Origin of the sequence: Candidatus Borrelia fainii (assembly GCF_027925085.1) — a bacterium.
Taxonomy (GTDB): Bacteria; Spirochaetota; Spirochaetia; order Borreliales; family Borreliaceae; genus Borrelia; species Borrelia turicatae.
Map to the genome: position 1 here is coordinate 695,613 of NZ_AP027070.1, position 22,399 is coordinate 718,011.

The window sequence follows — 22,399 nt, forward strand, 5'->3', positions numbered from 1 at the left end:
ACTTACTCCTTTATTAAAATAATTTTTTTACATCTTCAAGACGTTCTTTGAATATATTAATTGTATTTTTTATTGTTGATTTTAAGCTTAAATCAACACCAGTAACTTTTAATGATTCTAAGGGATATTTTGAACCTCCTATTTTCAAAAAATCTATGTAATTTTTGGTAGCATCTTTTTTGTTATTTTTTATGTTTTTATATATCAAAAGAGCAGCTGTGATGCCTGTTGCGTATTGATATACGTAAAATGGTGAGTAGAAATGAGGAACTCTAAGACATTCAAGTGAACTGTTCTCATCAAATTTAAAATTTGGACCAAAGTATTTTTTTAGTAAGTTTAAATAGGTGATCTTAATTGTTTCTTTTACCACTGGCTCATCTTTATTGATCATTTCATGAATAATATATTCAAATTCGGCAAACATTGTTTGCCTAAAAAATGTTGCAAGTAGATCATCGATTTGGTTTAATTTAATGTATTTTATTTTTTCGATATCATTTTCATTTTTTAGTAAATAGTCTGCAAGTATTTGCTCATTCACTGTGGATGCTATTTCTGCTTCAAAAATAGAATATTGGTATTGAGGGAATGGATTATTTTTGATACTGAAATAGGAATGCATGGAGTGTCCTGCTTCGTGGGCCAGGGTAAACATATCTCTTATTGATTCATCTTTATAATTCATTAATATATAAGGTTTTCCATTATATGATCCTGCACTAAATGCTCCTGCTCTTTTTCCTTTATTTTCATATTTGTCAACCCAACGTTCTTCTAAGAGTCCTTTTCTTAGTACCTCGGTATATTCGCTTCCTAGTATTTCTAGCGATTTTAAAATTTTATCACAGGCTTCTTTAAAGGAGTGTTTGAATTTGATGTTTTTTGTTAGAGGAACATAGACATCATAATGATTGAGATATTCTTGGTTAAGTATATTTTTTCTAAATTCGTAATATTCATGGAGTACAGATAAATTTTCGTTAACCGTTTCAATTAAGTTTGTATAAACTTTCTTATCAATATTGTTTTGAAAAAGTTTCATTGAAATAGTATCTTCAAATTTTCTTGTTTTAGCTAAAAATTTATTTTTGTTGATATCGGCAATTAAGAGGTTGGATAATGTATTTTCATGTTTTTTATATTCTTTATAAAATTTCAAAAAAGCTTCTCTTCGTATTTCTTGATTTTCATTTTGAAGGAATAGACTGTAAGTTGCATTAGTTAATGGCTTACCATCAATTTCTCCAAATTCCATGTCCGCATTTGTTAATGCAGAGAATATATCATTATAAGATGAATAAAGGGATGTATAGTTAGCTAGTATTCTTTCTTCGTCTTTGCTTAAGACGTGTTCTTTTTCTCTTAAGATTTTTTCAATAGCTATTTTTTTATCTTTGAGTTCTATGTCCTGAAGCCACTCTCTTATTTGGTTTGTATCTGTTTTTAAAATTTTTGGGATAAAAAATGAAGTGGAATTTGATGCATATGTTTCTAAGTTGATATTGATTGCGCGAAGTTCGTTTGAGGTTGGATTGCTTACATTTGTTTCTAATTGAATGTGTGTGTAGTATACTGTTCTCTCTAGTTCTTCTTCAATTTCATAGTAATCATTTAATGCTTGTTTGAAGATGCTTAGGTTGAATTTTAATTTTTCATATTTTTTGAAGTCTTGAAGTTTTAGTTTTATTTTTTTGACTGTTTCCTTATATTCTTCATTATTTTTAAATAGAGAAGATAAGTCCCACTTGTCATTTTCATTAATTTTGCTTCTCTCTATCACTAGACTTGCTCCTTGTTAATATGACACCAATTGTGATTTATAAATAATAATCATTTTAAATCTTTACGTGTAATTTTACAATTGAGTTTAATACTTGATTTGTATTGTTTTTTTGAGTATTAATCTAAAGATTGCATTAAAAATTTTTTAAATTTAGCAAATGCAATTCCTCTATGGGATATTTTGTTTTTTTCTGTAAGAGTTAATTTGCTGAGTCTTTTATTATTTGCAGTTAAAAATATTGGATCATATCCAAATCCGTTTTTTTTGTGACAATCAATATCCAAAGCAATTGTTCCATTGAGGATTCCTTCAAAATTGGTTATCGTCCCGTTTATAGAGATATAACTGACTATACATATAAAATATGCTGTTCTATTTTCTTTATCTTTCATTAAGTCTATAATAAGATGGTTTTTTTTATTTGTTCCTAGTTTTTTTCCTAATTTGTATTGATCATATCTTTTAGAATAAATTCCAGGTTCTAAATTTAAAGCTTTTATACATAACCCAGAATCTTCACTAAAAACAGGTTTTTTTTTATCTAAAGATTCAAATAAAGTTTTTGCTTTTAACAAAGAGTTTTCTTTAAAAGTTTTACCTGTCTCTTTTGCATAGAAGTTTTTAGGAATTTTGATTTTTATGTTAGGTATATCTAAAATTTGTTTTACTTCGTTTATTTTATTTATATTAGTAGTTGCAAAGAATAATGTTTTCATTGTATATAATGATAAATCATTTATGTATATTTTTGGTATTTTTATTGTACTTGTAGAGATAATTTATGATTTAATGGAGATAGTGATTATATGGAAGATAAATTTTAGAATTTGGTGGTGTTACTTGATATTAAATATTAAAAGCATTAAATCAGAATTTGTGGCTTTCAAATAGGTTTTAGATGTTGAAATCTCTATTGATTAATGAATGAGTGGTGAGGGGTTTGTGATGAGAGATAGAAGAGATTTTAGAATTTTATCTTTTTTTAAAAAATTAGATAAGATTTTTTTTACGATTTTTAGTTCCTTTCTTAAACTTTTAAGTAATGTTTACTCAATTTTTAGGCAAAATATTAGCTTTATGATTATTCCTCATGTTAAAGGGGATATTAAGAATATAAAGATTTCTTTCTTAACTCTATTTTTATTTTTTCTATTTTTTCTTTTGATTTTTATAGGGTTTGTTTTGCTTTCTATTAATTATGTTACTCTTAAATCTATTGTTAAGTCTACTGAGAAAAGTTATGCACTTGCTGAATCTGAGATTGAGGATTTTAGAAACACAGTTGTAGAAATTAATTCTGTTGCTAGTAATTTTTCTAAAGTTTTGGATGAACTTAACATTTCCTTAAAAATAAAAGAAAGTAATATTGATCTAAATCGGAGTAAATTAGATGGGGATTTTGCGGATTTTCTTGATTTGCAAATGTTAGAAGCCAATGCACTTAAAGAATTAAATGATCTTAAAAATGTTAAGAATACAATAGAAGGGTCAATTTCTCCCCTTAAGAGTATTGTTAAATTAATTCATTCTCAAAATAAATTATTAAATGATATTCCTTCGCTTTGGCCGATTGTTAAAGGAGATGGTATTGTTTCTTTGCATTTTGGTCCAGCTATTGAGCCTTTTACCAGACAATGGTATATTCATAAGGGTATAGATCTTGCAGGTGTGAGAATTGGAACAGCTATTGTGGCAGCTGCTGATGGTGAAGTTATTAGAGCTAGTTATCAGGTAACAGGTTATGGTAACTTTGTTCAAATTAAGCATAAGTATGGACTCTCAACTCTTTATGCGCATATGTCTCGTTTAAACATTTCTAAAGGTTCTTATGTTAGGAAGGGCCAAGTAATTGGTTTTCTTGGTCAAACAGGGTATTCAACAGGTCCGCATCTTCATTATGAGGTTCGCATAGGATCTCAAGTTGTAAATCCTGATATGTATTTAAATTTAGCAACGGGGGCTTCAAAATAAATGTTGAATTTATTGAATATTAAAAAGGATAAGAAAATTTCGTCATCTTTTATTTTTGCTGATGTAAAAACAATTGTTGGAAAAGGTGATTTTTTTAAAGGAGAACTAATTTCAGATAATTTTATTCGAATTGATGGTGATTTTTTAGGAACTATTAATTCTACTAAAAGAGTTATAATTGGAGAGGCAGGACGAGTTAAGTCAAATATTAATGCAAATGAGGTAGTTGTTTCTGGAATAGTTCTTGGAAATGTGCAGGCTAGTAATAAAATTAAGATTTTTCAGTCAGGATGCATTATTGGCAATATTTCATGTAAGTCAATTGAGGTTGAAGAAGGAGCAATTATTGATGGGTATATGAATATTGGTATTGGAAGTCTTAGTTTTTCTGAAAAAGATGTGTTGATTTATACGGGTTCTTATAAGGTTGATGAAGGTGTTTTAATTGAAATAAATAAGGAAATGAGTCGTGAAGAATCAACTAAGGATACTTGCATAGATGAGTTTGATAAGTACTTATTGAATGACGAACAAGATAGATGAAGATTAATAATTTAGTTGCAGGAGTTTTAAATCTTGATTCAAAAGACTATAAGGCTGCTAAAAAGAAAGTTAATGTTAATAGAGCAAATATTTTTTCTTCGATATTTAAAGCTGAACTTGTAAGAGAAGATAAGCATTTTATTGTTTTTGAAAATGGTGAATTTAATCTTGAGTTAATTAAAGATATGTTATACAAGATTAATGATGTTGGTGAAAAGCTGTTAAGTGAACCTTCTCGTAAAAATGTAATTTTTTATAAAAAAACTATAGGAGAATTTTTATCTATTGTTTTATCATTTTCTATTTCACTTAAAGAACAAAAGGGAGGTAATAATGGAGAACTTAAGAGACCCAAATATCGTATTATTAGGATTATTAATGAAAAGCTTGATAGGCTTGCTTATTCTGTTTTGCAAAATCAGGTTTCTCAGATTAAACTTTTAAGTAGTATTGAAGAAATTCAAGGATTGCTTATAAATTTGCTTAAGTAAGGCCCGAGTTTTCTCTTTTTATTTGAAATTGGTATTTTTATTTTGTTTAAATTCGTTACAGACAAAATACAGGCTTTGAAAATTGAGCACTGTTTTTGCACAGGTATAACTATTGAAGTATTTTTTTCCTTATAAAATAATATAGGCTTTATTATACGTGAGAATTTTGGAATATGGGGGATATGATATAATCCTTCATATTTTAAACTAAATATTTTGTTGCTATATCTTTAAATTTTTTTATTTGCTCTGTTTTCCATTTTTTAGATTTGCCAAGTTTATGCATCATAATTTCAGCAACCTTTGGTGTAGATTCAATTGTGGCTTTTGCATTGAAAAGTAACGATCTTGTTCTTCTTGATAAAATGTCTTCAACAGTTTTTGCTTGTTCAAATTCAATAGCAAAGGTTATTTGGGCTTCATTTAATGGCAAGTCTGTGTGAATCTTTTTATTAAAGTTTTCCATTTGACTTAAATATTCGAAATCACTTCCATAAGCTCTAAAATATTTAGGAATTTTAAGTGCTTCTTCTCTTTCTATGTATCCATGCAGCTTGAAATTTTCTGTTATACACGTTGAATCAGGTATTAAATTTTCTTCTATTGCTCTTTTAAAGACCTTTTCAGCCATCTTTCTGTAAGTAGTATATTTTCCTCCGGCAATTGTAATTAGATTTGAGTCTGATACAAATATTTTATCGTTTCTTGATATTTTTGAAGTATTTTTTTTCTCTTTGGGATCTACTATTAGAGGTCTAATTCCTGAGTAAACACTTAAAATATCATTTTTGGTTATTTTAATATCTAAGTAATTATTCATATTTTTTATTATGAATTCAATTTCACTCTCTAGTCTTTTAGGCTCTTCTTCAATTTTGTTTATTGCAATATCTGTAGTTCCGCAAACAATGACATCATACCAAGGTACAGCAAATAAGATTCTATTATCATTTGTCTTAGGCATAAGCATTGCGTATTCGGTATGTAGTTTGTCTTTTTTAATTACTAAATGTGTTCCTTGGGAGGGTTTTATAATGTTAGCTGTATTAGTATCATCTAATTTTCTGATTTCGTCTGCAAAGATTCCTGTTGCATTTATTATACATTTGCTATTAATGATAACTTGTTTCCCAGTCATTTTATCTTTAATAATAGCACCAGATATTTTGCCATTTTTTTTTGATAAATTTTGTGGGTTCTGTATAATTAAACGCAATTCCTCCTTTTTCAGTGAAAGTTCTAAGCATGCTTATTGCCATTCTGGCATCATCAAATGAAGCATCATAGTATAAGGCAGAGCATTTAAGGCCTTTGGTTTTGATATTTGGCATTTTTTCTATTGTCTTGGATTTTGATAATAGCTTTGTTTTATACTGGGATTTTTTATGCTTGCCAAGAAGGTTGTAATACCAACTTAATCCGAAATAGTAGTAAGGAATATTTAAAATATTATATATGGGTGTAACAAATGCACATTTACTAACTAAGTGGGGTGCATTTGTTTCAAGTAAAGCTTTCTCATATAAGGCCTCTTTTACTAAAGGCACATTTAATTGTGCTAAATACCTTACACCCCCGTGTATTAGCTTAGTTGATCTAGAGGAAGTACCTTTTGCATAATCAAATTTTTCGATGAGTAAAGTTTTGTATCCTCTTGTAATTGAGTCTATTCCAATGCCAAGACCAGTTGCTCCTCCTCCAACTATTATTAAGTCAAAATCTTGATTATCAATATCTCTTAATTCTTTTTTTTATTTTTACCCATAAAAATCATATATTCTCCTTATTAAAATTATAGTGATCGTTTTATTGTTTTATAAACTTTACTACTGTATCAGTAAAATCTGTAAATAGGCCATCTATTTTGGTTTTATTAAATAGTAGATCTAATAGCTCATTTTCATCTTTTACATATGAAGGTAATGAGTCAATTCTAAATGTATAAGCATGAACCTCCATGTTATATTTGTGCGCTAAACTTGTTAGATCTGTTATTTTTCCATCAATGATAATTTGTGGTATCCAAGGTCCAATTCCATCGGCATATTTTGCAACCTCTGTCATACCTTCTTGTGATTTTATGTATTCATAGTCTGTTGGGGCTTCATCCCAGTCATTTTCGCCAACAAGCATTATTAATTTTCCTTGATATCCAAGTTCTTCCCTTATTCTCTTTAATTCGTCAAAGTCAAATGTTTGAAGATAGATTTTGTCTTCTTTTGACTTATATCCATACTTATTTAAAATTTCTATTACAATTTTAGAGATATCTTTACCTTGTTGTTTATGCCATAAGGGTTTTTTAATCTCAGGGTAAATACCAACGTTTCTTCCTGTACTTTTGTTTAATCCTTGTATAAATTGTATTTCTTCTTCTAAAGTTGGGATTTTAAAGCTATATTCGTTTAAGGGAAAACGGTTAGGATATATTGGTTTTCTGGTTTCTAGATCAAATCTTTCGCTAAGACTTAGTGATTTAAGTTCATCTAGTGTAAAATCGACAGAATAGTATCTTCCATTTTCTCTAGCTCTTTCAGGAAATAATTTTGCAACATTTGTTGTTGTATCAAGTTCTGGGTCGTGCATTATAATAGGGACATTATCTTTTGTTAAAACGATGTCTTGTTCTAGGTAATCAGCTCCTAAAGCATAAGCAAATGCTTTAGCTTCTAAGGTATGTTCTGGTAAATACCCGCTAGCACCTCTGTGAGCTATAATTAATGGTGATTTTTTGTTTATTATACTCATTTTTTCGTCCTGACAGGCAATGATAAGAAAAATATTCACTGTAAGCATTAATAATTTTGGTTTAATTAATTTCATTATTTAACCCCTTATATTGTGATGATTACATTATAATATATTTATTTATTAAGCTTCCATGTTTATATAATTATTGTTTATTGGTATTATTGATTTTTTTTTCTTGCTTGAGTGTTAAACTTATAAATAGTATTGAGAAAATGCAAGCAGTTATTAATAAGTAAAAATAAACATTCCAGTTAAAGTGTTGCAGTACAAGACCTGTAATAGCGCTAGCAGTAACAGAACCCCCTATATATCCAAATAATCCTGTAAAGCCTGCAGCAGTGCCCGCAGCTTTTTTGGGAGCAAGATCAAGAGCGTGAAGACCAATAAGCATAACGGGGCCGTAGATAAAAAATCCTATTATTGCTAAGAGAATAATTGTAAGTGTTGGATTATTTTCTGGTAGTTGCCAATATATAATTATTGTAATAAGAGCAGCAGTCATAAAAATTATTCCAGTCTCAGATCTTCTTCCTTTAAAAATTTTATCAGATATCCATCCGCAAATTATTGTTCCAGGAATGGCTGAAAATTCATAAAGGGAATATGCCCATCCTGAATTTTTGATGGAAAAATTTTTTACTTGAGATAGATATGATGGTGCCCAGTCTAGAATTCCGTATCTGGCAAAGTATATAAATGCGTTAGCAGTAGCTATGTACCATAGCAGTTTATTGTTAAAGACATATTTTATAAATATATCTTTTGAACCAAGTTCTTTTTCTGCCTCTTCTGTATAGTCGTCAGGATAATCATTTTTATACTCTTCAATTGGTGGTAATCCTACAGATTGAGGTGTATCTCGTAGTGTAATGAGAATAAATATTGCAATTCCTATTACTAATATTGCTGGTACATAAAATATGGCTTGCCATTCTTTAAAGTAAATCAAAGCCCAAGCGGATATTATCCCAGCTGATCCTCCTCCTATATTGTGAGCTAAATTCCAAGTAGCTACAGTTATTCCCCTTTCTTTTTTTGCCCACCAGTGAACCATAGTTCTTCCGCACGCAGGCCAGCCCATGCCTTGAACCCATCCATTTGCAAACATCAAAATGAACATTAATATTATCGCAGTTGTGGGGTCTAGTAATTGCCATGAAAATAATCCAAATAACAAGGTGATTATTGCTGTAAGCAGTAGTCCTAGTGCTAAAAAATATCTAGGATTGCTTCGATCTGAGATATTTCCCATAATAAATTTAGAAAATCCATATGCAATTGAAACTCCAGATAAAGCTATTCCTAATTGACCTTTATTGAAACCTTCTTTTTCAAGCTCTGGTATAGCAAATGAAAAAATTTTTCTAGTTAAATAAAAACCAGCATATCCAATAAATATTGAAATAAAGATTTGCAATCTTAACTTTTTATATAGTGAATCTTCTATTTCTTTGTGTACTCTCTTTATGTGGGGCGCTGGTTTTAAAAAATCAAATAACTTCTTCATAATTTAACATCTCCGTTGTGTTTACCAAATATTAATTTTATATATTACGTTTATAACTTAAGAAATACTAGTCTTTGGATTTTGACAAATTAGTAATTTAAATGTTATTGAATCCAATCCTTTGCTCTATTAATAGCTTTATGCCAATTATAGATTAAATCTTCTCTTTTGCTGTTTTCCATAGAAGGTTCAAATATTTTATCTGATTTCCAAAGACTTGTAATCTCTTCAGCACTTTCCCAATATCCTACAGCAAGTCCTGCCAGATAAGCAGAACCAAGAGCGGTAGTTTCTGTAATTTTTGGTCTGACAACATTGCACTGTAAAATATCAGCTTGAAATTGCATAAGTAAATTATTTTGACTAGCTTTTCCATCAACTCTTAGTTCTTTTATTGCAAAATCTTTAATTGAGTTTTGCATTTCAGTTAGTACATCAAAGCTTTGCAATGCAATGCTTTCAAGAGCGGCTCTTGTAATGTGTTCTTTTGTTGAGCTTCTTGTAAGTCCAATAATTGTTCCTATAGCATAGGGATCCCAATGAGGTGTTCCAAGTCCTACAAATGCTGGTACAAAATAAACACCTCCATTATTATCTACTGAGGCTGCTAGTGCCTCTGCATCACTACTTTTTTTAAATAGTTCTAGATTGTCTCTTAGCCATTGAATTACAGCTCCTCCAATGAAAACACTTCCTTCAAGGACATAAGTTATTGAATTTTTCCTTCCCCATGCAATTGAGGTTAAAATTGTTTGTTGTTCATTAATAATGGGTTTTTTTCCTATGTTAATAGTAACAAAGCAGCCAGTTCCATAGGTATTTTTAGCCATTCCTTTTTGAAGACATGCTTGTCCAAATGTTGCTGCAAACTGATCACCTGCAATTCCTGATATAGGGATTTCTGTCCCCAGTGTTGAAGAGTTGGTTTTTCCATATACTTCGGAACTTTGTTTAAGTTCAGGTAAAATTGATTTTGGGATTTCTAATATTTGCAATAATTCTTCGTCCCATTTAAGTGATTTAATGTTTAAGAGTAGTGTTCTTGATGCATTAGAATAATCTGTAATATGTATTTTCCCTTTAGTAAGTTTCCAGACCATCCAAGTATCTATTGTTCCAAAACATAATTCTCCCTTTTCTGCTCGTTTTCTTGCTCCTGCAACATTATCCAATATCCATTTTATTTTTGTACCGCTAAAATAGGCATCTAATACAAGACCTGTTTTTTTTAAAAAAATTTTATCTTGTCCTTTTGCTTTTAATTCATCGCAAAGTTGTGCTGTTCTTTTGTCTTGCCAGATTATTGCGTTATAAATTGGATGTCCTGTTTGCCTGTCCCAAATAATTGTCGTTTCTCTTTGATTCGTAATTCCAATTGCTTCAATCTCATTGGGAAAAGTTCTTGCGTTTGCTAAAGCTTCTGCCATTACTCCTAATATTGAGCTCCATATTTCGTTTGGATTATGTTCAACCCAACTTGGATATGGATAAATTTGTTTAAATTCTTTTTGTGCAAATCCTTTTATGTTTGCTTTTTTGTCAAATATTATTGCTCTTGAACTAGTTGTACCTTGATCAATGGATAAAATATATTTCATATTCATTGTTCCTCCTTAACATTATTGTCATAATCAATGTTAGTTTGAATTGTATTTAGGATCATTTTTTGTCTTCTAAGATAAATTCGTAAACTGTAGCACCTAGGATAGTGCCAATTATTGGACCTAATATGGGGATGATGAATACAGTCATTTCGTCAAAACCGTGATTTTTAAAACCGGCTAGTAGTAATAATATTCTTGGTCCCAAATCCCTTGCTGGATTAATAGCGTAACCATTCATTCCCCCAAAGCTTATTCCAATGGCTAAAACTATTGATCCAATAATGAAGGGAAAGAATGGATTTTGAGCGTCTCCTTTTATAAATTTTCCAACAACTAGGACTAAAAACATCAATAAAAATGTTCCAAATATTTGATCAATAAATCCAGGCCAAAACCCAGGGACAGCAGGAAAAGTGGACATGATTCCTTGGGTATTTTCAAATGCAGGATCTATTTCTATCCATTTGGGGTAAAATATAATTAATGTCATTAAAGTCCCAGAAAATGCTCCAAGTATTTGTGCTAAAATGTAGTGAAAAAGTTTTGCCGTTGGAAATCTGCCAATAGTAGCTAATCCAATGCTAATAGCAGGATTTAAGTGTGCACCACTAATTCTTGCTGCTGTATAAACCCCAAATGTTACACCAAGTCCCCAGCCAAGTACTATATTTGTATAGCCTCCCTTTATTATTTCTCCAGTTACAGAAGGGTTTGATGGGAATAAGGTTGTCATTGCTACAGAACCTGTTCCAAGTGCCAGTAAAATAAATGTACCTAAAAATTCTGCAATAAATTCTTTCAATCGTATATAAATCATACTTTAGCCCCCTTATATTACTTAAAATTTAATTTGGAATTAAATTTTTATATTTTTTCAATTTTTATATGGTATTTTTTTATAATTTTTTATTTTCATTTTCTCTCATAATATTTTTTAATATGTACAGTTATGTTGAATTTGTTAAATTATTTCCAAATATGAAAACTTAAGAGAAGTCTTTTTATGCTGACTAATTGCTCTTTTTTTATTTAATATTTCAATATCCATTATCTTAGAATTTGTGAAATTTGATATAGAAGCATTTATATGCTCTTTATATTTGTTTTTGTAGCATAGATCTTTATTCATTAATAAATTTTTTGCTATTAAGGGGATAAGATTATAAGTTATAAATTTTTGCCAATTGTGACTATTCCCTTTTTGGTTGTTTAAGATTATATGATTTTTGATATATAAATTAAATTTTTTGATTAATCCTTTAATTTTATTTATAAATCTTTTTGAGATGAAAATTTTTTTACATTTTTCCTTTATGAATTTTTTAATTATTTCTTTAAACAATGTTATTTGATTGTTTACCTTGTATTTTCTATTCATTGAATATTCTCCTGAATTTAAACATTAAAGTATATGAAATTGTTTTGTATGTTAAAGATTTTATTTTTTATTGCTATTAATGTCAATAATTTAAAAATATGAATTTATTAATACTTTATTCATTTTTTTTAAACATTTTTATTTTATATTTTTTAATAATTTATGTTTTTATGTGTTTAAATGATGTTATTTTTAATTATTATTAATGTTAATTAGTAAATATTATTTAGAATTTTGGAGGCAGGTTTGGTGATTGTAATTGAGGGTTTAATTGGGGTAGGAAAAACTACGCTTGGACATGTTTTGTCTAAGGAGTTTAATATTCCTTTTTACAGTGAATTAAATAATGAATTTACATTGTCTATGTTAGATAAATTTTATAAAGATAAGTCTAGGTGGGCTTTTTTAGTTCAGATTAATTTTTTAAATGAAAGATTTAAGCTTATAAAGAGTATATTTAAGACTAAGGGAGGGATTCTTGATAGATCTATTTATGGCGATCGTGTATTTGCTTCTCTTTTAAATGATAGTGGATATATTTCCAATGATGAATATAAGATATATCTTGATTTGCTTGATAATATGCTTGAGCATTCTCAAAAACCTGTATTGATGATTTATCTTGATTGTAGTGTTGATGAAGCTGAGTCTCGCATTAAAAATAGAAATAGGAGTTTTGAAACAGGCATTCCTAGAGAGTATCTTGAAGGTCTTAATGAGAAATATTTAAGTTGGTATGATAGTTATGATTTATCGCCTAAATTGAGCTTTGATTACAATAGCATAAATATTTTTGATGATAAACACAAAAGCAAGCTTATTGCTTTCATTAAAGATAAACTTGTAATATAATTATTTATAGATGATTTATGGTTTTATTTTTGTTTTTTGAGGATGATTAGATTTTATTGGAGGTTAGCATGAAAAAATTGGTGTTATTGTTTTTTTCTTTTGCTTTTATAAGTTTATTTGCAAAAAATGGTTCTGTAGTTGATGAGCAACAAAAAGAACTTGCTATTTTTTATTATGAGGTTGGGCAGCGATATATTGATGTTGGCAAAGTTAAAAAGGGTAAAATTTTTAAAAAAAAGGCTTTGGAAATTTATCCAAGACTGAAAGAAGAAGTTAATCTTGAAATTGCTGTAGAAGAAATTGATTCTAAGATTAAATTGGAGGGTGAGACTAACTTCCTTGCATTTGATGATGTTAAACTTGATGATATTCCAGGGATAATTCATAGTAAAATTGAAATTAGTGAAATAACAAATGCTCCTAAAATAGAATATATTGCAAATAGAGAGAGAGAGAAATATAAAGAACAAGCAGTTAAATTTCAGTTTAGCAAATTTGTAAGGGCTCTTCTTTTGCAGGATTTAAATTTACTTGATTCTGTTGTGGCCGACGAGGTTAAAGTTTTGGGTAAAATTGAGCCTAAAACAGATTTTATTTCAAATTTAGAGTTGGTTTCAAATGATATTAGTAAGGATGATGTAAGTTATCTTGCAGTTGATGATTTTTATGACCTTAAATCTTTAAATATTGTAAAAAATACAGATGTTCTTTATAGTGTTAAAGTTAAAGCTAAGAAAAATGATGTTACTAAAAATATTCCATTTTGGAGAGATGTTCAAACTTTATGTTTTGAAAATCAGAATGATAAATGGGTACTCTTTTCAATAAAATAGAATCTTAGTGTCATAATTACAATTACTATTGCCAAAACATATATAAACAGGTCTCCAATGTGTTCATAGATTGTTGTGAATCTTGGAGACAATTTTATTTTTGATATTAGATATCCTTCTTTGAATGTGTCTAAACTTTTAACATTTTCTCCATATTCATTTATTATAGCAGTGATTCCAGAATTTGTAGCTCTAACAGTCTTGATTCCATTTTCTATGCTTCTAAATTTTGCTACTACAAAATGTTGCCATTCTGATGAATCTGTATGTGACCAAGAATCATTTGAAAAGTTTAATAGTAGATTTGCATTTTGTTTTTTGTAATTTCTTGCAAGGTCTGGAAATGCATCATCATAGCATATTAATAGTCCCAAATTGAATTTTTTGAGTTTAAAGATTTCAAGTTTATTGCCGTTGATTTGTCCTGTAATGTTAAAGTTTTGACTGAAAAATTTTCTTATAAATTTATATTCATAAAATGGTATTTTTTCTGAAAATGGAACTAAGAATATTTTAGAGTATATATTTTCTATCTTAAGGTTAGGTTTTATTGCGTAAACTGAATTTTGATGTGTTAATGATCTTTTATCTGGTTTTGAAGGTGAACCAATGACAAAATGGGCTTTGCTATTGCTTATTAGTTCATTTACTGAATCATATAATTCAATCAATTCTTCATTATAATAAATGTAATCTTTGTAAGAATTGAATGGCAAGGCTAATGCCCCTTCGCTCCAAAGTACAAGTTCTGTATCAGGATGTTTTCTTAAGGCTTGTTTTGTAAGCTTGATAGATGTTTGAATTCCTTTTTTATGATTTCCAGGTATCCATGGATCAATATTAATTTGGATTGCTGCAATATTTAGAGTGTCTATTTCTTTGCTTAAGATTGGATTTAATTCGATTTTTTTCATGATTCCGTAAGCAAAAGATGTACTTACTAATAGAACGGAGAATAATATGCTTAATGTGTTTATTTTGTTTTTTTTTATTAAAAAATTTGCAATTCCTGCATTAAAAAAATAAACAATGAAGCATACAAAAAAAACCCCAAAAATATCAGCTACTTGTATAAGATTGTTGAAGTTATTTACCATAAAGGCTGAGAATCCCCAAGGATATGCTGCAAATCCAATTGATTTTGAGTAATCATAAAATGTGAAAAGTATAGCTAAAGTCAACGTTTTATTCTTAAAAGTTTTTAATGCATAGTATAAAAAAAATCCTAAAACAAAAGCGTAGGGAATATATCCAGATATTGCTCCTAAAAATGTAATTAGCCCAAATGAATGAAAAAATGCAAGCCAAAAATTTTGTAAACTATTAGCTACTAAAAAGTAAAAAATTGTTAAACTGATGAGAGTTTTTTTGTCTTTTACTTTAATTAATGCAATAAAAAGTGGTATGTATGCAACTAGGCCAATACTTGAATATCCCATATTTTTTATTTCATTTGGAATTGCCAGAGTGGTAAGCACTCCAGAAAATATAGCTAGTAAAAAATATCTTTTTTCCATTTTTCCTCTTTTTTTACTGATATTTATCTATAAAAATATATGGCATATTAAGTGTTATAGATATTAATATGCCATATTGCATAGTATAATATATATAATATGTTTTGTATAACAATATCAAATTTGTATAGTATTTGTTTAAGTATAAAGAGAATGATTTTAATATTTAATGTATTTGTGTTATTTTTTTTAAGTCCATTTGTTTTAAATTCTCAAGGTATAGTTACCAATAAAGATGCTCAAGAAGAATTTAAATTGGCACTTAATTCTTATAATAATGGGCTTTATGATGATGCTTTATTATCTTTTAAAAGAGTTTTAAGTTTTGATCCAAGTAATCTAGATTATCGTTTTTGGATAGGTAATGTTTATTATAGGTTGGGATATGTTGAAGAATCTTTAAGGGAATGGCGAAATTTGCAATCCCAAGGGTATAAGGCAGCTTATCTTAGACAGTTAATATCTATAATTGAAAAAAGAAGAGGTATATCATTAAGTAATGAACTTGATGTTGAAAGGTTTATTCAAGTTGCTTCTCTTAATAATTCTATTTATAGACGGCCAAATGGATATCAGATTACCTCTTTAAAAGCTGATCAATATGGTGGGTATTATGCTGTTAATTTTGTAGGAAATGAAATACTACATTTTGATGCTAACAATAATGTTAGTGTTTTGATTAAAGATGGAATTACTTCTTTAAAGTCGCCTTATGACGTGATTGAACTTGGTGACCTATTGTATGTGACACTTTGTTCTAATGATGAGATTGGCATATATGATAAAGTTTTTGGTATTAAAAGGGGTTCGATTGGAAAAAAAGGCACTGATGCTGGTGAGTTGCTTGCTCCTCAGTATATGACAGTGGATGAGAGAGGTTATATTTATGTTAGTGAATGGGGAAATAAGCGGGTAAGTAAATTTAATGCCAAGGGAGATTTTATTTTGCATTTTGGTGTTAAAACAGTTGGATATATGGGGCTTTTAGGTCCAACAGGTATTACATATTTAAATGGAAATATTTATGTTGCTGATACTTTGAGAAATTCCATTGAGGTTTTTGATACTAGTGGTAATCATTTATATTCTATTGCAACTTCTCTTGAGGGAATAGAAGGTCTTAGTAGTGATTTTACAGGCAATAATATTATTATATCTTCAAAGTATGGTGTTTATAAGTACAGTGTTTTAAGAAAGATATTTGTTAAGCTTTTAAAAGCAGATAAGATTGATTCTAAAATTTCATCTTCAATTATTGATGTTAATAATCAAATGATTGTTTCAGATTTTGATAATGCTCAAATTTCGATTTATAAAAGTGATGTTAGTGTTTATGATAGTTTAAATATTGATGTACGTCGGGTAATTAGGGTCGGAGGTCCTAAAATTTATGTTGAACTTAATGTTAGTAATAGAAATGGCTTGCCAGTTGTAGGTCTAAAGAGCGAAAATTTTGCGATTGCTAATGAAGAATATTATATTGTTAATCCTAAAGTTGCTTATGATATTGATACTTCTAATGATATGAATATTGCAATTGTTTTTGATAAGTCTTTTGCTATGAAAAATTATGAGTCAGAACAGATTATGAGTGTAAATACTCTTATAAAGTCTAGAGCGAATAAGAAATTTAGTTTTATAAATGCAACAAGTGTACCTTTAGTAGATAATATTGAAAGTTTAGTAAGTACCATTCATAAGACAAATTCTCTTGGAGCTTATGATTCAAATTATGTAAAGACTGATGTTAGTCTTAAACTTGCAGGTTCTGAGCTTATGTCAAAGAGTGTAAGAAGAGCTGTGCTTTATTTTAGCAATGGACATTTAAGTCGTTCTGCTTTCAATAGATATTCTATAGATACTATTTTAAGTTATTATAAGAATAATGATATTAGATTTTATTTGATATTATTTGGCAATAATCCTGTTGATCCTAAATTACAGTATTTAGTAAATGAAACTGGTGGTGCAATTATTCCTTTTTCATCTTATGAGGGAGTATCTAGAGTTTATGATTTAATGATGAAACAAAAAACAGGCACTTATTTGCTTGAGTATGATTATCCAGGACTTCAAGAACCTGATAGCTATTATAATCTATCTGTTGAGGTAAATTTTAATCAACAAATAGGTAGAGGCGAATTTGCGTATTTGGTTAATTAGATTTTAATTTTATGGAGTTTTAGTTATGGCGCTTAATGTGGGAATAGTGGGGTTGCCCAATGTTGGTAAATCTACTTTATTTTCGTCCTTGACAGCATCAAAATCAGAGATTGCTAATTATCCTTTTTGTACTATTGATCCAAATGTAGGTATAGTGGAAATTCCTGATGATAGGCTTTCAAAAATTGCTAGTTTGGTTGTGTCAAAAAAAACTGTTCCTGCTGTAATAGAATTCGTTGATATTGCAGGTCTTGTGAAGGGGGCTTCGAAGGGTGAGGGACTTGGTAATAAATTTTTGGCAAATATTCGTGAGGTTTCTATTATTGTGCATGTTGTTAGGTGTTTTGAAGATAGAGAAGTTATTCATGTTGATGGGGATGTAAATCCACAAAGAGATATAAGCACAATTAATACAGAATTATGTCTTGCAGATCTTGATACTGTCCAGAAAAGCATTTTAAAGAATGAAAAAAATGTAAAGAGTGTTGATAAAAAGATTAGTGAGAATGCGAAGAAGATTGTTTCGATGCTTAAGAGCCTTGAAAAGCATTTAATGGATGTTAGACCGGCAATTGAATTTGAGTTTGATGAATTTGGATATAGTTTTATTAAATCTTTAAATCTTTTAACTATTAAAAAAGTTATATATGTTTGTAATGTTGATGAAAATTCTTTTTGTGGCAATAAATACACAGATATTGTAAGAAATATAGCTTTAAGTGAGGGTAATAATTATTTAATTTTGTGTGCTAAGGTTGAGGCAGAACTTGTTGAGATTAAAGACTTGCGTGAGCGAAGGGAAATGCTTGAGTCTATGGGAATTAATGATAGTGGTCTTAGCAATTTAATACGAACAACTTATTATGCTTTAGGTTTGAGAACCTATTTTACGGCTGGAGAGCAAGAAGTTAGAGCTTGGACTTTTATGAATGGAATGAAGGCCCCAGAAGCTGCAGGTATTATTCACAGTGATTTTCAAAGAGGTTTTATTAAAGCCGAAGTATATTCATTTAATGATTTAATTGAATATCAAAGTGTTCAAGGCGTCAAGGAGAAAGGACGTTTTAGGCTTGAAGGGAAAGATTACTTAGTAAGAGATGGTGATATAATTTTTTTTAAATTTAATGTTTAAATAAAATATTTATTAATATGAAAGAGTTTTTTTTTTATCAAATCAGATTAGTTTTTATTTTCTTTCTTAATTTGAATTTTTCTATATTTTATATGTTGTTATATAAGGATGTTTTTGGTATTTTTATTCTTTTTTTAATATTGATAAATCTTTTTTTAATAATTTTTTATTTAAGATATTTTTATGAACTTGATTTCAAAGGAGATAAAATTTTTTATAAAAAATTTTATTCCAAGGTTAATTTTACTTTTAATGATATTGTATGGTTTGAAAATAGATTATCAGATAGTATGTTAATCCTAGGATTAAATAATGAACAGAAAATAAAAATTTGCTTTTTAAGAAAAAAATATTTAAGCAATTTTTTCAGGAAACTTAAAATTATGAGAAGTGATCTCTTTATTGCAAAGAATGAAGAATTTCCAATAAGGTATTATATTTCAGGTGTTTATTTCTTAATGTTTTTGTGTCGAATTTTAATTAACATGTTTGTTTGTTATATTGCATTTGATAGCATAATAGTATTTCTTTTTATCTTTCTTATCGGTATTAAGGTTTTAATAGACGATATTTTAGTTATTAAAAATTTGGTTATTTTTTATGAATTTAGAAAGGATTCTGTTTATGAGAAAAAAATTTTCTCTCATAAAGAATACTTTTATAAATTTTTTAACAGTATATTTGTTCATGTTTCTGAGCTTGGCAGGGATGGTTATTTGTCTTTTGTGTATAATCATAGAGGTACTCTTAAAAAGGTATACATTAGTAATGAGGGAATGGCTTATTCTATGCAAAATGTGTTTGCTTATATTGATAAATATTGTAAGCAGTGTGTTTAATGTATGATTGACTATATTGTACTTAGTTGGTATATTTATTTATTATCATGTTTGCTGCATTAAGGAGTTTAATTTGGGCAATAATCCATCGGCATTAAAGCGAGCTCGCCAAAATTTGAAGCGAAATTTAAGAAATGTAAGTGTTAAGAGTGAGTTAAAAACAATAGAAAAGCGTTGTATGAACCTTATAAGGGAAGGTAAAAAAGAAGAAGCTTTGGAGTTTTTTAAATTTGTTTCAAAAAAATTAGATACTGCTGCTAGAAAAAGAATAATTCATAGGAATAAAGCTGCACGTAAAAAATCAAATTTGAGTATTTTGTTATTACGATAAGGAACTAGTTTATGTCTTTTTCAAGAAGACCCAAAGTTACTAAGTCAGATATTGTTAACCAAATATCTTTAAATATTAAAAATAGTAATGAAAAATTAGAGAAAAAATATATAAGGCTTGTAGTTGATGCTTTTTTTGAAGAGCTTAAAAATAATCTTTGTCTTAATAATGTTATAGAGTTTAGATCTTTTGGTACATTTGAGCTTAGAAAAAGAAAAGGTCGCCAAAATGCTCGTAATCCTCAAACAGGTGAATATGTTAATGTTGATGATCATCATGTTGCTTATTTTCGTCCAGGAAAAGATTTAAAAGAACGAGTATGGGGCATTAAGGGATAGTTAATGCCTGTTAATGTTAAAGATTCTTACAAATGGGACTGTAAGTTAGATTCAAGCTTGATTTTCAGAGGAAAGTTAAAGTTTGAGGGTGCTTTATATCTTGATTCGTCTTTTGAGGGGGAGATATTTTCAAAAAGTGGAATACTTTTTATAGGTAAAAATAGTAAAGTTATTACAGATGTGGTAATTTGCAATACGTTAATAATTGAAGGAATTTTAAAGGGAAATATTAATGCTAGCAATAAGGTTTATTTAAATAGTGGTTGTAAGATATACGGTGATGTTAAGACAAAAAAGATATTTATTAATGATAATATAGTCTTTGATGGTAAGTGTGAAATGATTAAATCTAATGAGAGTATAGATTTATTTTCTTTTACAGTGTCACAATTAAAAGATACTTTTCAATGAATTAGTGTTATATTTATTGATTATTTAATGGTTAAGTATTATTTATTGATAAAATACCCTTCTTAAAAATTTATCTCATAGAGGAGATTATGGATAAAAAATGTTCGGAATTTAATTTAGAGGATGAAATGAAGCGTTTAAATTCTTCTAAGGAATTAAAGATTGAGGATAATTCTAAGAAAAAAATAGTTAAAGTTGTCACTAAAAAAGACTCTGTTGCTAGTGGACTTAAAAACTCTAATATTGATAAATTGAGAGAATCTAATGGAGTCTCGTCAGGTTTTGATTATGATATATCTGATCCAGATTTAGAAAATAGTATTAAAACTCTTGAGCAAAGCAACATTATTAATTTTTTAGGTGGTAAAGATTTTATTGTTATTGATAGTCTTTATGATAAACCCATTACCGAAATTAGGAAAGTTGTTGAGGGACTTGGTACTAATCATACTATTGCGGTAACAATGAAGAAGACAGAATTGATATTTTTACTTGTTAAGATATTAACTGAACATAATATTAATGTTTTATTTACTGGTGTTCTTGATGTTTTAAGTGATGGGTACGGGTTTTTGCGTACGGCATCTAATTCTTATCTTTCAGGAGGTAATGATGTTTATGTTTCACCGTCTCAGATTAGACTTTTTAATTTAAGGACAGGTGATATTTTATATGGGCAGATTAGGTCTCCAAGGGATGGTGAGAGATTTTTTGCAATGATTAAAATTAAAAGTATTAATGACCAGGATCCTACATTTGCACAAAATAGAATACCTTTTGATAATTTAACACCTTTATATCCTAGTTCAAAGTTGGATCTTGAATATGAGAATTGTAATATTTCCACTAGGCTTATTAATCTTTTTTCTCCTATTGGAAAAGGACAAAGAGCATTAATAGTATCACCTCCAAAGGCTGGAAAGACTACTTTGCTTCAAAAAATAGCCAATGCAATTACTACTAATTATCCAGACATTGTTTTAATGATTTTACTTATTGATGAGAGACCTGAAGAAGTGACTGATATGATTCGGGGTGTTAAGGGTGAGGTAATTGCATCTAATTTTGATGAGCAGGCTAGTAGGCACGTGCAGGTTGCAGAGATGGTTATTGAGAAGGCAAAAAGACTTGTTGAGAATAAAAAGGATGTTGTTATTCTTTTAGATTCTATTACAAGACTTGCAAGGGCTTATAATCAAACTATGCCAACTTCTGGTAAAATACTCTCAGGTGGCGTTGATTCTAATGCTTTACATAAACCAAAAAGGTTTTTTGGTTCTGCTAGAAATATTGAGGAGGGTGGAAGTCTTACTATTATAGCTACAGCTTTAGTTGATACTGGAAGTAAGATGGATGAAGTCATATTTGAGGAATTTAAAAGTACTGGTAATATGGAGTTAATTCTTGATAGGAGTTTGGCAGATAGAAGGCTTTTCCCTGCTATTAATATTAAGAAATCAGGGACAAGAAAAGAAGAATTGCTTTTAAGTGAAGAAGAACGTTCTAAAATTTTGCTTATTAGAAAAATTTTAGGTGGTGTTGATGATTATGAAGGTGTTGAAGCTTTAGTTGAAAAGATGAAAAAGAGTAAGAATAATGAAATTTTCCTAAAGACCATGAGTAATGGAGATTAGTAAAATTGACTTTATTTGAAATTTAGACTAAACTTTTATCAAATTAAGAGAGGCGTTATGAAAAAAGATATACATCCTGTTAGTAATTTAGTAATATTTAAAGATAGTTCCAATGGTGCGATGTTTTTAGCTAGATCTACTTTAACTTCAAAAGAGACAATTAAATATAGTGATAATAAAGAGTATCCGTTAATTACTGTTGAAATTACAAGTAAATCACATCCTTTTTATACAGGTCAACAGAAGTTTGTTGATGCAGCAGGTAGAATTGATAAATTTAACAAAAAATATAAAAAACTTAAGTAATTTTTTTTCTTA

At 28.8% G+C, this 22,399-nt stretch carries 21 protein-coding genes and 1 pseudogene; 13 read left to right on the forward strand and 9 right to left on the reverse strand.

All coding sequences use genetic code 11. From position 1 onward, the window contains the following. Window positions 1-13: 13 nt before the first annotated feature. Entirely contained in the window at window positions 14-1,783 is a 1,770-nt protein-coding gene (gene pepF, locus QMG63_RS03215; protein WP_281861670.1) for an oligoendopeptidase F, read from the reverse strand. Between the two features lie 119 nt (window positions 1,784-1,902). Beyond that, window positions 1,903-2,502 (reverse strand): RdgB/HAM1 family non-canonical purine NTP pyrophosphatase, encoded by a 600-nt coding sequence (gene rdgB / locus QMG63_RS03220; protein ID WP_281861671.1) that lies wholly within the window; start codon window positions 2,500-2,502, stop codon window positions 1,903-1,905. Between the two features lie 229 nt (window positions 2,503-2,731). Between rdgB and QMG63_RS03225 the strand changes: the two genes are divergently transcribed. The 3 genes from QMG63_RS03225 to QMG63_RS03235 are packed head-to-tail and all read left to right on the forward strand — an operon-like array spanning window position 2,732 to window position 4,791. After that, entirely contained in the window at window positions 2,732-3,757 is a 1,026-nt protein-coding gene (locus QMG63_RS03225; protein WP_281861673.1) for a M23 family metallopeptidase, read from the forward strand. After that, the gene (locus tag QMG63_RS03230; RefSeq protein ID WP_281861675.1) at window positions 3,758-4,300 is read left to right on the forward strand and encodes a bactofilin family protein; all 543 of its coding nucleotides are present in this window, start codon (window positions 3,758-3,760) and stop codon (window positions 4,298-4,300) included. Beyond that, the gene (locus QMG63_RS03235) at window positions 4,297-4,791 is read left to right on the forward strand and encodes a YaaR family protein (protein WP_281861677.1); all 495 of its coding nucleotides are present in this window, start codon (window positions 4,297-4,299) and stop codon (window positions 4,789-4,791) included. Before QMG63_RS03230 ends, QMG63_RS03235 begins: the two co-directional genes overlap by 4 nt. A gap of 202 nt (window positions 4,792-4,993) precedes the next feature. On the opposite strand, the pseudogene QMG63_RS03240 reads toward QMG63_RS03235, so the two are convergent. From QMG63_RS03240 to QMG63_RS03265, 6 genes and pseudogenes are all read right to left on the reverse strand, one after another. Continuing rightward, a pseudogene (locus QMG63_RS03240) lies at window positions 4,994-6,556 on the reverse strand (glycerol-3-phosphate dehydrogenase/oxidase). A 41-nt stretch (window positions 6,557-6,597) separates the two neighbouring features. Further along, on the reverse strand, window positions 6,598-7,614 hold the full coding sequence (glpQ, locus tag QMG63_RS03245; RefSeq protein WP_281861679.1) for a glycerophosphodiester phosphodiesterase: 1,017 nt from the start codon (window positions 7,612-7,614) through the stop codon (window positions 6,598-6,600). Between the two features lie 70 nt (window positions 7,615-7,684). Beyond that, a complete protein-coding gene (glpT, locus tag QMG63_RS03250; protein ID WP_281861681.1) occupies window positions 7,685-9,049 on the reverse strand; it encodes a glycerol-3-phosphate transporter in 1,365 nt (454 codons plus the stop codon). Between the two features lie 104 nt (window positions 9,050-9,153). Continuing rightward, entirely contained in the window at window positions 9,154-10,647 is a 1,494-nt protein-coding gene (gene glpK / locus QMG63_RS03255) for a glycerol kinase GlpK (protein WP_281862103.1), read from the reverse strand. A gap of 61 nt (window positions 10,648-10,708) precedes the next feature. Further along, the gene (locus tag QMG63_RS03260; protein WP_281861683.1) at window positions 10,709-11,470 is read right to left on the reverse strand and encodes an MIP/aquaporin family protein; all 762 of its coding nucleotides are present in this window, start codon (window positions 11,468-11,470) and stop codon (window positions 10,709-10,711) included. Between the two features lie 144 nt (window positions 11,471-11,614). Beyond that, window positions 11,615-12,031, reverse strand: a complete 417-nt coding sequence (locus tag QMG63_RS03265; protein WP_281861685.1) for a hypothetical protein — start codon at window positions 12,029-12,031, stop codon at window positions 11,615-11,617. Window positions 12,032-12,280: 249 nt separating this feature from the next. Between QMG63_RS03265 and QMG63_RS03270 the strand changes: the two genes are divergently transcribed. Both QMG63_RS03270 and QMG63_RS03275 read left to right on the forward strand, forming a co-directional pair. Continuing rightward, complete coding sequence (locus QMG63_RS03270) at window positions 12,281-12,883, forward strand: deoxynucleoside kinase (protein ID WP_281862105.1); 603 nt, start codon at window positions 12,281-12,283, stop codon at window positions 12,881-12,883. A 68-nt stretch (window positions 12,884-12,951) separates the two neighbouring features. Further along, window positions 12,952-13,716, forward strand: a complete 765-nt coding sequence (locus tag QMG63_RS03275) for a hypothetical protein (protein WP_281861687.1) — start codon at window positions 12,952-12,954, stop codon at window positions 13,714-13,716. Here QMG63_RS03275 and lnt read toward each other — a convergent pair. Next, entirely contained in the window at window positions 13,680-15,233 is a 1,554-nt protein-coding gene (lnt, locus tag QMG63_RS03280; protein ID WP_281861689.1) for an apolipoprotein N-acyltransferase, read from the reverse strand. The two genes, QMG63_RS03275 and lnt, sit on opposite strands and share 37 nt — an antisense overlap. 156 nt (window positions 15,234-15,389) lie before the next feature. On the opposite strand from lnt, the gene QMG63_RS03285 reads away from it, so the two are divergent. The 8 genes from QMG63_RS03285 to QMG63_RS03320 all read left to right on the forward strand — a co-directional run bounded on the left by QMG63_RS03285 (window position 15,390) and on the right by QMG63_RS03320 (window position 22,387). Continuing rightward, on the forward strand, window positions 15,390-17,396 hold the full coding sequence (locus QMG63_RS03285) for a hypothetical protein (protein ID WP_281862107.1): 2,007 nt from the start codon (window positions 15,390-15,392) through the stop codon (window positions 17,394-17,396). A gap of 25 nt (window positions 17,397-17,421) precedes the next feature. Then, a complete protein-coding gene (ychF, locus tag QMG63_RS03290; RefSeq protein ID WP_281861691.1) occupies window positions 17,422-18,528 on the forward strand; it encodes a redox-regulated ATPase YchF in 1,107 nt (368 codons plus the stop codon). A gap of 17 nt (window positions 18,529-18,545) precedes the next feature. Beyond that, window positions 18,546-19,367, forward strand: a complete 822-nt coding sequence (locus QMG63_RS03295) for a hypothetical protein (protein WP_281861693.1) — start codon at window positions 18,546-18,548, stop codon at window positions 19,365-19,367. 73 nt (window positions 19,368-19,440) lie between these two features. Then, a complete protein-coding gene (rpsT, locus tag QMG63_RS03300) occupies window positions 19,441-19,698 on the forward strand; it encodes a 30S ribosomal protein S20 (protein ID WP_011772187.1) in 258 nt (85 codons plus the stop codon). An 11-nt stretch (window positions 19,699-19,709) separates the two neighbouring features. Then, window positions 19,710-20,036: an HU family DNA-binding protein gene (locus QMG63_RS03305; protein ID WP_281861696.1), complete on the forward strand. Its 327-nt coding sequence runs from the start codon at window positions 19,710-19,712 to the stop codon at window positions 20,034-20,036. 3 nt (window positions 20,037-20,039) lie between these two features. Next, on the forward strand, window positions 20,040-20,447 hold the full coding sequence (locus QMG63_RS03310) for a bactofilin family protein (protein ID WP_281861698.1): 408 nt from the start codon (window positions 20,040-20,042) through the stop codon (window positions 20,445-20,447). An 89-nt stretch (window positions 20,448-20,536) separates the two neighbouring features. Beyond that, window positions 20,537-22,081 carry a transcription termination factor Rho gene (gene rho, locus QMG63_RS03315; protein WP_281861699.1) on the forward strand — a complete coding sequence of 515 codons (1,545 nt, stop codon included), beginning with the start codon at window positions 20,537-20,539 and terminating at the stop codon, window positions 22,079-22,081. 57 nt (window positions 22,082-22,138) lie between these two features. Next, window positions 22,139-22,387: a type B 50S ribosomal protein L31 gene (locus tag QMG63_RS03320; protein WP_281861701.1), complete on the forward strand. Its 249-nt coding sequence runs from the start codon at window positions 22,139-22,141 to the stop codon at window positions 22,385-22,387. Window positions 22,388-22,399 lie beyond the last annotated feature (12 nt).

Bases quoted from the DNA above. Each gene is read 5' to 3' on its own strand.
- QMG63_RS03295 (WP_281861693.1), top strand. From the start codon at position 18,546: ATGAAAGAGTTTTTTTTTTATCAAATCAGATTAGTTTTTATTTTCTTT.
- rdgB (WP_281861671.1), bottom strand. From the start codon at position 2,502: ATGAAAACATTATTCTTTGCAACTACTAATATAAATAAAATAAACGAA.
- QMG63_RS03265 (WP_281861685.1), bottom strand. From the start codon at position 12,031: ATGAATAGAAAATACAAGGTAAACAATCAAATAACATTGTTTAAAGAA.
- ychF (WP_281861691.1), top strand. From the start codon at position 17,422: ATGGCGCTTAATGTGGGAATAGTGGGGTTGCCCAATGTTGGTAAATCT.
- QMG63_RS03320 (WP_281861701.1), top strand. From the start codon at position 22,139: ATGAAAAAAGATATACATCCTGTTAGTAATTTAGTAATATTTAAAGAT.
- glpQ (WP_281861679.1), bottom strand. From the start codon at position 7,614: ATGAAATTAATTAAACCAAAATTATTAATGCTTACAGTGAATATTTTT.
- QMG63_RS03275 (WP_281861687.1), top strand. From the start codon at position 12,952: ATGAAAAAATTGGTGTTATTGTTTTTTTCTTTTGCTTTTATAAGTTTA.
- glpK (WP_281862103.1), bottom strand. From the start codon at position 10,647: ATGAAATATATTTTATCCATTGATCAAGGTACAACTAGTTCAAGAGCA.
- QMG63_RS03235 (WP_281861677.1), top strand. From the start codon at position 4,297: ATGAAGATTAATAATTTAGTTGCAGGAGTTTTAAATCTTGATTCAAAA.
- QMG63_RS03225 (WP_281861673.1), top strand. From the start codon at position 2,732: ATGAGAGATAGAAGAGATTTTAGAATTTTATCTTTTTTTAAAAAATTA.
- QMG63_RS03230 (WP_281861675.1), top strand. From the start codon at position 3,758: ATGTTGAATTTATTGAATATTAAAAAGGATAAGAAAATTTCGTCATCT.
- glpT (WP_281861681.1), bottom strand. From the start codon at position 9,049: ATGAAGAAGTTATTTGATTTTTTAAAACCAGCGCCCCACATAAAGAGA.
- lnt (WP_281861689.1), bottom strand. From the start codon at position 15,233: ATGGAAAAAAGATATTTTTTACTAGCTATATTTTCTGGAGTGCTTACC.
- rho (WP_281861699.1), top strand. From the start codon at position 20,537: ATGGATAAAAAATGTTCGGAATTTAATTTAGAGGATGAAATGAAGCGT.
- QMG63_RS03310 (WP_281861698.1), top strand. From the start codon at position 20,040: ATGCCTGTTAATGTTAAAGATTCTTACAAATGGGACTGTAAGTTAGAT.
- QMG63_RS03305 (WP_281861696.1), top strand. From the start codon at position 19,710: ATGTCTTTTTCAAGAAGACCCAAAGTTACTAAGTCAGATATTGTTAAC.
- QMG63_RS03260 (WP_281861683.1), bottom strand. From the start codon at position 11,470: ATGATTTATATACGATTGAAAGAATTTATTGCAGAATTTTTAGGTACA.